Origin of the sequence: Faecalibacterium langellae (genome assembly GCF_002549775.1) — a bacterium.
Classification (GTDB): domain Bacteria; phylum Bacillota; class Clostridia; order Oscillospirales; family Ruminococcaceae; genus Faecalibacterium; species Faecalibacterium langellae.
This window is the reverse complement of sequence record NZ_NMTR01000034.1, coordinates 1-1,560: the sequence shown is the minus strand read 5'-3', so window position 1 is coordinate 1,560 and position 1,560 is coordinate 1. Positions and strand designations below refer to the sequence as shown.

3 protein-coding genes and 1 tRNA gene are annotated in these 1,560 nt (G+C 37.8%); 3 read left to right on the top strand and 1 reads right to left on the bottom strand.

Going from position 1 to position 1,560, the window contains the following annotated elements; genetic code table 11:
* Together rplS and CGS49_RS13405 are read left to right on the top strand one after the other, a co-directional pair.
* The coding region (gene rplS, locus CGS49_RS13410; protein WP_097802289.1) for a 50S ribosomal protein L19 at window positions 1-236 on the top strand (236 nt) is incomplete at its 5' end.
* A gap of 50 nt (window positions 237-286) precedes the next feature.
* A tRNA-Arg gene (locus CGS49_RS13405) sits at window positions 287-358 on the top strand.
* A gap of 810 nt (window positions 359-1,168) precedes the next feature.
* Here CGS49_RS13405 and CGS49_RS13395 read toward each other — a convergent pair.
* On the bottom strand, window positions 1,169-1,345 hold the full coding sequence (locus CGS49_RS13395; RefSeq protein ID WP_011681227.1) for a DUF3042 family protein: 177 nt from the start codon (window positions 1,343-1,345) through the stop codon (window positions 1,169-1,171).
* 75 nt (window positions 1,346-1,420) lie between these two features.
* Here CGS49_RS13395 and CGS49_RS13390 point away from each other — a divergent pair.
* A partial coding sequence (locus tag CGS49_RS13390; protein ID WP_275542726.1) for an isopentenyl transferase family protein occupies window positions 1,421-1,560 on the top strand: 140 nt, incomplete at its 3' end.

Below are 1,560 nucleotides of genomic sequence, written 5' to 3'. Positions count from 1 at the left end.
AACGTATCCAGATCTTTGAAGGTGTAGTTATTTCACGCAAAGGTCAAGGGATCTCAGAAATGTACACAGTTCGTAAAATCTCAAGCGGTATCGGTGTAGAACGTACTTTCCCAATCCACACTCCACGTGTTGATAAGATTGAAGTTGTACGCTACGGTAAAGTCCGCCGTGCTAAACTTTACTACTTGCGTGCTTTGCAAGGTAAAGCTGCACGTATCAAAGAAATCCGTAAATAATTTACAGATTTCACCGAAAAAATCTGTCCTCGTGGCAGATTTTTTAATAAGTCCTCTTAGTTAAATGGATATAACAACTCCCTCCTAAGGAGTCGTTGCTGGTTCGATTCCGGCAGGGGACATTTTTAATCCTTTAATCATGCGGTTTTAAAGCTACTTTGCCCCAAATCTGCCTCAATTTTTATTTAAAGTTGTTTGACACCTATTACGAGATAGGTGTTTTTTAATACCTTGAATTGTGCACTTATATTGTATATTAAAGACTAAAAAACCCCAGTTAGATTTAGTTTCTAATTGGGGTTATCTCCTGAATACTTGATGATTCTGAGCAATTTTTTGATTTAATTTACAGTTAAACTTGAGTTAGCGCTTGATGAAGATTGTGGATACTCGTAAGTACTGTTGTCAGCATTAGTGCTCCACTCATTGATTTCATTGAATGAGCTAGATTGAACACGTTCTCCATCGCTGTTAATGACATATGATCCGTCTTCTGGACCTCCCCAACCTCGTCCCCCTTCAAAGGGATTTGGTTCTTCTTGAGAGCCTTCTTGATGAGGAGGCGTATTGCCATTTTGCTTCTGACTTGATTGTTGAGAAGGAGAAGATGCTTGATCCTTATCCTTCTCTTTAGAATTCCTTGTTTTATCATCCGTCGAGGTAGCTGTCGAAGAGTTAGTGGTAGTTTTCTTATGAGACGAGCATTCTTAGACGATTGGAAAGATGATGAGTGATGTGTTTTTGTTTCTGATTTTACAGGTTCTTTGGAATGTTTTGATAAAATAGTTAAGAAAGAGAATACAGTCATCAAAACAAAGGTCATAATAATAACTTTTTTATTATATTTTTTCTTTTCATGTTTGGCTCCTTTCTTAGTCATAGCTGAAAGGAAAAAAATGCAGAAAAAAACCAGGTTTCCCTGGCCATAACTTTTAGTGGCTTACACGACGGCGAGCTGCTTTTTTACGGTTTTCTTCGATGAAAGCCAATTTCTTTTTTTCTGGTTCGATGATTGTTTTCTTAACTGCGAAAACAGCTCCTGCTACAGTAGCAGCAGTTCCGAGAAGGCCAGTAGCGACACCTTTAGCAAATGAATGTTTTTTAGCCATGAGACTATCCTCCGTATATGTTATAATATACTTACATTATCTAAAAAAATATCTAGAATAGCAAGTGAAATGATTATGAAAACCAAACTTATTGTAGTAGCTGGACCTACTGCTGTGGGTAAAACGGCGCTTGGAATTGAATTGGCTGAGCGTTTTAATGGAGAGATAATCTCGGGAGATAGCCAGCAGGTTTATCGACAACTGAATATAGGAAC

Bases quoted from the DNA above. Each gene is read 5' to 3' on its own strand.
- CGS49_RS13395 (WP_011681227.1), bottom strand. From the start codon at position 1,345: ATGGCTAAAAAACATTCATTTGCTAAAGGTGTCGCTACTGGCCTTCTC.